Below are 7,189 nucleotides of genomic sequence, written 5' to 3' on the forward strand. Positions count from 1 at the left end.
GTGCCGTCACCGTCGACAGGCCCGACCAGATCGGGCCGGCCTGGGAGCAGGCGCTGAGTGCCGACCGGCCCATGCTCCTGGACGTGCACGTCGATTCACTCCTCAGTCCAGTCCCCGGCGCGGCCTCACGGGTTGTCGGCGACGCTAACGCGTCGCGGTTCGGCCGCTGGGACCCGGCTCCTTCCCTCGTCGAGTGAGGTCGCTCGTTCCTCACGACCTCACTCTCCTCGGCCCAGTCCCCGGTGCGGCCTCATGGGCACTCCTCGGTCCGGGGGAAGATGGTTCCGGCGGTGGTGGCGAGGAGGCCGGGGAGGTCGCGGTAGGAGAGGTGGCCCATTCCCGCCTGGACCAGCGCGCCGTAGAAGGCCAGCTCGAAGGCCTGCAGGGCGGCGGGGGAGGCATCGGTGGCGCCGGAGATCCGTTCGTGGACACGGAGCCCGATGCGGGCACGCAGCCGGAGGACGTTGGGCTCGTCGGCGAGCATCGCGGTGGTGCACGCGGCCGAGAGCGCCGGGTCGTCGGCGACCAGCAGCGCCACCGCGCTCAGCGCCTCGGCGGCCCGGTCGGCGGGGGAGCCGCCGGGGAGCGGGTCCGGTTCCGGCAGGTCGCGCAGCCGCCGCCAGAACACCTCCGCCAGCAGGTGGTTCTTGGAGGCGAAGTAGGTGTAGGCGGTGGCGGGCGCGACCCCGGCCCGCTTGGCGACCCCGCGCACCGTCAACCCCTCGTACCGGTGCTCGGCGACCTCCTCGACCGCCGCCTCGGTGAGCCTGCGCACGGTCTCGGCCTGCCGGTCCGACAGCCGGGTCCGGGGCGCCTCGGTGGTCCTGGGCATTGTCGCTCCTCAAACTGGACACCTGTCCAGAAGCTAGCCCACGCCCCGCCCCTTGCCTAGTCCCAAACTCCGGACGCGAGGACGGGTGATGCCCCGGCCGCGCGGCACCGTACGGGTGCGGGAAAGTCGTGATAATCGGGGTATGCGGTTCGACGTTCTCGGTCCCACCCGGATCCGGCTCGATGATGGGCGCGCGGTCGTCGTGGGCGGGCCGCGGATGCGCGCGCTGCTCGTGATGCTCCTGCTCGACGTGGGAAAGGTCGTGACCACCGAACGGCTGATCGGCGGCCTGTACGGTGCCGATCCGCCCGCGGGCGTCGCCAATGCCCTGCAGTCGCAGGTCTCGCGGCTGCGCAGGGCACTCGGTGCCCAGGAAGTGATCGAGTTCCACCCGGCGGGCTACCGGCTCGTGGCCGGTGCCGATGCCGTCGACGCCCACCGCTTCGGGCGGCTCGCCGCCGAAGGCCGGCGTCTCCTGGCCTCCGGCGACTGCGGGCGGGCGGTCGAACCGCTGGGCGAGGCGCTCTCGCTGTGGCGCGGGCCCGTGCTCGCCGACGTGGCGGAGTTCCCGTTCGCCCAGGCACCCTCGGCCAGGCTGGAGGAGCTCCGGCTCGACTGCGTGGAGGATCGCCTGCAGGCCGAGCTGGAACTGGGCCGCCACCGTGAGCTGGTGGCCGAGCTACAGGAGCTGACCGCCGCACATCCCCTCAGAGAGCGGCTGTACGGGCAGCTGATGCGCGCCCTGTACGGCTCGGGCCGGCAGGTCGAGGCGCTGGAGGTCTACGACAGGGCCAGACGGGTCCTCGGCGAGGAGTTCGGCGTGGACCCGTCGGCGGAGCTGGCCGCCGTGCACCTGGCGGTGCTCAGGGCCGATCCCGAACTGGCCGGCGCCCCCGCCGCCGGTGCCCCACCCCTCCGGTCGGGTCTGCGGGCCCCGCTGACCAGCTTCGTCGGCAGGGAAGGCGAGATGTCCGAGCTCCGCGCGCTGCTCGGTGAGGCGAGACTGGTCACCCTGGTCGGCCCCGGCGGCGCGGGCAAGACCAGGCTGGCCGGTGAGGTCGCCGCCGGGGAGCAGGGGGAGGTGTGCTTCGTGGAGCTGGCCCCCGTCTTCGGCGGCGGGGAGGTGGCCCAGGCAGTCCTCGGGGCGATGGGGGTCCGCGACGCCCGGCTGTTCCCCGGCCCCGGCCGGCCGGTGCCCACCCCCCTCGCCAGGCTGGTCGCGGCGCTGGCCGACCGTCCGCTGCTGCTCGTCCTGGACAACTGCGAGCACCTGGTGGCGGAGGCCGCCGAGCTCGCCGACCGCCTGCTCGCCGCCTGCCCGGCGCTACGTGTCCTGGCCACCAGCAGGGAGGCGCTCGGCATCACCGGGGAGGTGATCCACCCGGTCGCGCCGCTGCCGGTGCCGAGGGCCGGCACAGCCGCCGGGGAGGCCACGGCCTACCCGGCCGTACGACTCCTCGCCGACCGGGCAGCCGCCGTGCGCCCCGGTTTCCGCGTCGACGACACCAACGTCGAGCAGGTGCTGGACATCTGCCGGGCACTGGACGGCCTGCCCCTCGCTCTGGAGTTGGCCGCGGCACGCCTGCGCTCCCTGTCGGTGACCGAGGTGGCCTCCCGGCTGGGCGACCGGTTCCGGCTGCTGTCGCGTGGCAGCCGCACCGCGCTGCCCCGGCACCAGACGCTGCGCGCCGTGGTCGCCTGGAGCTGGGACCTGCTCGACGACGACGAGCGGTCGCTGGCCGGGCGGCTGGCCGTCTTCGTGGGTGGCGCGACGCTGGAGGCGGTCGGGCGGGTGTGCGGGCTGCCGGAGGCCGAGGCCGTCGACCTGCTGAGCTCCCTGGCGGAGAAGTCGCTCATCGAGCGGGTGGGCGGGCGCTACCGCATGCTGGAGACCATCCGCGCGTATTGCGCGGAACGGCTGGCCGAGGCCGGCGAGACCGAGGCGCGCCGCGAGGCACATGCCTCGTACTACACGGATCTGGCGGCCACGGCGGACCGCCGGCTGCGCGGCGCCGGGCAGCTGGAGTGGTTGCGAAGGCTGGACGAGGAGCGCGACGACCTGCACGCCGCGCTGCGCTGGGCCATCGACACCGGCAGGACCGGGCAGGGGCTGCGCCTGCTGGCCGGGCTCGCCATGTACTGGTGGATGCGGGGCCGCCGCTGGGAGGGCGCGGGCCTGGCCACCGACCTGCTCGGTGTGATCGGGCCGGCCCCGGTGGAGGGGCTGGAGGAGGAGTACGCCATCTGCGTGCTCGTCGCCTTCGGTGGCGAGTCGCGGTCGCCCCGGCTGCTGGCCCTGCTGGAGGCGACCGCACCGCTCGTTCCGGCGATCGACCAGCCGTACCGGTGGCCGTTTCTGGCCATGCTGCAGCCGATGTTCACCGGCCCGGTCGCGGACCTCCGCTCCCACCTGCCGCGGATCCCGGCCATCGCCGACCCGTGGGTCCGGGCTCTGTCCCACTTCGGCTGCGGCTACTTGCAGCTGTACGACGGCAACGCCGGGGGCGCCGAGCGCTCCTTCGAGGACGCGCTGGAGCTGTTCGGCTCCATCGGGGAGCGGTGGGGCAGTGCCCTCACCCTCGCCGAACTCGCCGAGCTCGCCGACCTACGGCAGGACGTGGCGGCGTCGCGCGCGCTGGCCGACGAGGCGCTCCGGCTGGTCGAGGAGCTCGAATCGGCCGAGGACATCGCGGATTTCATCTGCCGCAGGGCCCTGGGAATCGTGCGTGAGGGCGACCTCGCGACCGCTCACGCGGAGTACCTGCGCGCGGCCGTGTACGCCCGCAGGGCGGGCACGCCCGATGTGATGGCCAAGGTATGGCACGGGCTCGCCGAGATCGCCAGGCTCCGCGGCGAGCTGGACGAGGCCCGCACCCTCGCCCGCGAGGCACTGGACCTGTGTCCACAGGAGTGGTACGCCGCCGAGGAGACGCGGTTGCGCATCACCGTCGAACTGGGCCGGATCGCCACGTCGAGCGGAGACGGGGCCGGGGCGAGGGCCTGGTACCGCGAGGCGCTGGAACCGGCGCTACACCGCTACCTGCTCGTGGCGGGTTCGGCGATCGGGGGCCTGGCGGAGGTCGTGCTGCTGGAGAACGACGTCCGGGGAGCGGCCCGGCTGCTGGGGGCGGCCACGGCTCTCAGCGGCGCCGCGGCGGCGCACCCGGACGCGGCCCGGGTCACGGCAGCCGTTCGCGCCCGGATCGGCGGCGCCGCGTACGAGAAGGAGTGGCGTGCGGGAACCCGCATGTCGCGGAGCGAGGTGCTTTCGATGCTCGAGGCATGACCATGTCCGGGTGACTCCGGCCGCGCGGTCGTCGGTGGTTGTCAGTGGTTGTCAGCACGAGGTGCGCGGGCCGTCAGCGCCGACGATCACGATGGCGGGCATGACCGATCACCTCCCGATCACCGACCGCCGCAGGCGGGCGACCCTCGCCGTCGCCTGCCTGGCGGCGCTGCTGCTCTCCGTTGACGTCACAGTCCTGCACCTCGCCCTTCCCCAGCTGGTCGCGGACCTGCAGCCCTCGGCCACCCAGATCCTGTGGATCGGCGACGCGTACGGTTTCGCGCTCGCCGGCCTGCTGATCACGATGGGCAACCTCGGCGACCGGATCGGCCGCAGGAGGCTGCTCCTCATCGGCGCCACGGCTTTCGGGGCGGCCTCGGCGGTGACCGCCTACGCGCCCACCCCCGAACTGCTCATCGCGGCCCGCGTCCTGCTCGGCGTGGCGGGTGCCACGATCATGCCCTCCACCCTGTCGATCATCCGTAACGTCTTCACCGACCCGAGGCAGCGGACCACGGCGATCGGTCTGTGGAGCGGGATGGGCGCGGCGGGGTTCGCCCTGGGGCCGGTAGTCGGCGGTCTGCTACTCGATCACTTCTGGTGGGGGTCGGTCTTCCTGATCAACGTGCCGGTGATGGCGCTCATCGTGGTCGCGGGCCTCGCCGTGCTGCCGGAGTCACGCAACCCCGCCGCGGGGCGGGTGGATCCCGCGAGCGTGTTGCTCTCCCTCGTCGGCGTCACCTTTTTGATCTACGCTGTAAAGGAGGCGGCCGGTCACGGTCTCACGGATGCCGGAGTGCCGGTGGCGGCGGTCGTGGGGATCGCCGCGCTGGTGATGTTCGCCCGGCGGCAGACTCGGCTGGCCGAGCCGCTGATCGACGTTCGTCTCTTCCGGCGCCGGGCCTTCACCGCGTCGGTCGGCGCCAACCTCATCGCCATCTTCGGCATGTCCGCGCTGTCGCTGATCTTCGCCTGGTACTTCCAGCTGGTCCTGGGCTGGTCGCCGCTGCGTGCCGGTCTCGCGGGACTGCCCGGTGGCCTGTCGGCGGCGGTCGGCGGGGTGCTGGCGGCCGGGTTGATCACCCGATGGGGCCGGGCCAGGGTGGTGGCGCTGGGCCTGGCGATGGCCGCCGCGGCCTTCGCCTGCTACAGCCGGGTCGGGCTCGACACCCCCTACCTCTACTTTCTCATTCCCATGATCGTCTGCGGGGTGGGCATCGGGCTGACGTTCGCGGTCACCAACGACACGGTGCTCGCGAGCGTGCCCAGGGAGCGGGCCGGTGCCGCGGCGGCGATCTCCGAGACCTCCTTCGAACTGGGCGGCGCGTTGGGCATCGCGATCTTGGGCAGCATCCTGACCGGTGTCTACCGGGGCGACCTCCGGCTCCCGGCGGGGGTGCCGGGCGAGGTGACCGCCGCCGCGGCGGAGTCGCTGCCCACCGCTCTGATGGCCGCCGCGGCGCTCCCGGCCGAGCTGGGGGAGGTCGTCGCCGAGGCGGCCAGGCGGGCCTTCGTCACCTCGGTCGGGGTGACCTCGCTCGCCGCCGCGGTGCTGATCGCGGTCCTCGCAGCGGTCTCGCTCGCCGGTCTGCGCGGCGTGCCCGACGTGATCCCCGAAGAACTCCTTTCCGAACCGCGTAGCTGACCTGTAGGGCGCACGGATCACGTGGGTGCCGCGGCCCGCCACAATGGGGGCGATTTCACTCGTGGCAGGAGAGCCGTGAAATCCTGAGAAGTCAGGAAAGGGGAAGCGGATGGGATGCGCGCTTGTCACCGGGGCCTCGCGGGGGCTCGGTGCCGCCATCGCCGTGCGGCTCGCCGAGGACGGCTGGACCGTCGCCGTCAACTACGCCCACGACACCGCGGGTGCCACGGCCGTCGCCGAGCGTATCTCCGCGGCCGGGGGCCGGGCGTGCGTGGCCCGCTTCGACGTGACGGACGAGGAGTCGGTACGGCGGGGGATCGCGGAGGTGGCCGAGAAGGCGGGACCGGTCGAGATCGTGGTCAACAACGCGACCGGGCCCCAGCCGCTGGTCCCCCTCGCCGAGCAGACCTGGGAGCATCACCTCGACCAGCTCCGGTTCTTCGTCAAGGCGCCGCTGCTGATCCTGCGGGCCGTGCTGCCCGCGATGCGCGAGGCCGGCCGGGGCCGGATCGTCAACGTGGGCAGCGAGGTCGTCGACCTGGGCAACGTCGAGATGGGGCACTACGTCGCGGCCAAGGCGGCGCTGCACGGTCTGACCCGTTCCTGGGCCAACGAGCTCGGACGGTACGGCATCACCGTCAACACCGTCGAGCCCGGCTGGATACCGGTGGAGCGTCACGAGGGAATGGACGTCGAGGAGTACCGCGCGGGGCTGCCGCTGGGCCGGATGGGGGTGCCCGCCGAGGTGGCCGACGCGATCGCCTTCCTGGCCTCGCCCGGCGGCCGTTTCATCACCGGCCAGCGCCTGGCGGTCAACGGCGGCAACACCATGTCCTGAGGCGTGCGGGCCACCGCCGCCCCGTCTCCAGGACACGTCGATCCCGTTTCCGGCCGGCACTTGTTCCCGGCCCGCGGTCCACGTGCCCCCGGCCGCCCCCCGGCGCCCCTGTCCGAGCCGTCGCGAGAGCGCCGGTCGCCGGCCCATGTCCTGACGGCCGGCCGGCCCGCCCGGCTCGGACAGTGCCCGCCCAGCTCCTGAGAGCGCTCTCAGAAGGGTGGAGTTTGGGCCGTCCGGCCAGGGGTGATGTGGCTGTATCGCGTTGCGAAGGGCCTGCTGGGCGGGGTTTGCAAGCTATGGGTCAGGCATCGAACAGGTGTTCAGTCGAGAGAGCGCTCTCGCGAAACTATTGACTCGGCAGCGTCACAGCGTAAGGATCTGCGAAGTGCGGACTCGGGGGCCGCCACGACCGTCGCTGTGCCTGGAGAACGGACCTTCGATGATCAGACCCTTCGCCCGGCCGGGCGCCAACCGGAGCCGGCTCGCGGTACTGGCGAGCCTCACAGTCCTGGCGGCCGGTGTCGCCGGAATCCCGAGCGCGGGCGCCGAGACCGCGACGGGCGGCCGGCAGCCGGTGATCGGCAAACC

General features: G+C 73.1%; 5 protein-coding genes. 4 read left to right on the forward strand and 1 reads right to left on the reverse strand.

The window, feature by feature from the left end; genetic code table 11:
* Nucleotides 1-197, forward strand: a 197-nt coding sequence (locus ABZ260_RS42980) for a hypothetical protein (protein ID WP_355629411.1), incomplete at its 5' end; no start/stop codon positions are given.
* A 53-nt stretch (nt 198-250) separates the two neighbouring features.
* On the opposite strand, the gene ABZ260_RS42985 is transcribed toward ABZ260_RS42980, so the two are convergent.
* Nucleotides 251-832: a helix-turn-helix domain-containing protein gene (locus ABZ260_RS42985; RefSeq protein ID WP_355629414.1), complete on the reverse strand. Its 582-nt coding sequence runs from the start codon at nt 830-832 to the stop codon at nt 251-253.
* 142 nt (nt 833-974) lie between these two features.
* Between ABZ260_RS42985 and ABZ260_RS42990 the strand changes: the two genes are divergently transcribed.
* From ABZ260_RS42990 to ABZ260_RS43000, 3 genes are all read left to right on the forward strand, one after another.
* On the forward strand, nt 975-4,118 hold the full coding sequence (locus ABZ260_RS42990; protein ID WP_355629417.1) for a BTAD domain-containing putative transcriptional regulator: 3,144 nt from the start codon (nt 975-977) through the stop codon (nt 4,116-4,118).
* A gap of 100 nt (nt 4,119-4,218) precedes the next feature.
* Nucleotides 4,219-5,763: an MFS transporter gene (locus ABZ260_RS42995; RefSeq protein ID WP_355629419.1), complete on the forward strand. Its 1,545-nt coding sequence runs from the start codon at nt 4,219-4,221 to the stop codon at nt 5,761-5,763.
* A 109-nt stretch (nt 5,764-5,872) separates the two neighbouring features.
* Nucleotides 5,873-6,601 carry an SDR family oxidoreductase gene (locus tag ABZ260_RS43000; RefSeq protein WP_355629422.1) on the forward strand — a complete coding sequence of 243 codons (729 nt, stop codon included), beginning with the start codon at nt 5,873-5,875 and terminating at the stop codon, nt 6,599-6,601.
* Nucleotides 6,602-7,189: the final 588 nt, after the last annotated feature.

Source organism: Streptosporangium sp. NPDC006013, assembly GCF_040614275.1.
Lineage (GTDB): Bacteria > Actinomycetota > Actinomycetes > Streptosporangiales > Streptosporangiaceae > Streptosporangium.